This is a genomic window from Staphylococcus pasteuri (genome assembly GCF_030547725.1).
In the GTDB taxonomy this organism is placed as follows: Bacteria; Bacillota; Bacilli; order Staphylococcales; family Staphylococcaceae; genus Staphylococcus; species Staphylococcus pasteuri.
On sequence record NZ_JAUOQO010000325.1, the window covers coordinates 1 to 274 of the forward strand.

Below are 274 nucleotides of genomic sequence, written 5' to 3' on the forward strand. Positions count from 1 at the left end.
GTTACTATCCACTTCGCGCTTTAAGGCGTTGTAGGTTGCACGTTTTAAGGCAATGTCTTGAAATTCTGCTTTCTTGTTTTCCATTTCGCTGCGAATCGCATTTTCCTGGCTTCGCGCACTACGGAGTTCTTTTTCTACGCCAGACGCTAGCACCCTTAATAATACTTCAGAGCGATTTTTAACAGAGGCTAACTGGGCTTGAGCGCGGATCATTTTGTCGTGCTTTGGTCCGTAACGCTTACTCAGTTCTGACACTAAACGTTCGGCTTCAATT

The 274-nt window shown here is 45.3% G+C and carries 1 pseudogene; it reads right to left on the reverse strand.

The features are described from left to right. Positions 1 to 255: pseudogene (locus tag Q4528_RS13840) on the reverse strand (hypothetical protein); the annotation flags it as partial. Between the last annotated feature and the right edge of the window lie 19 nt (positions 256 to 274).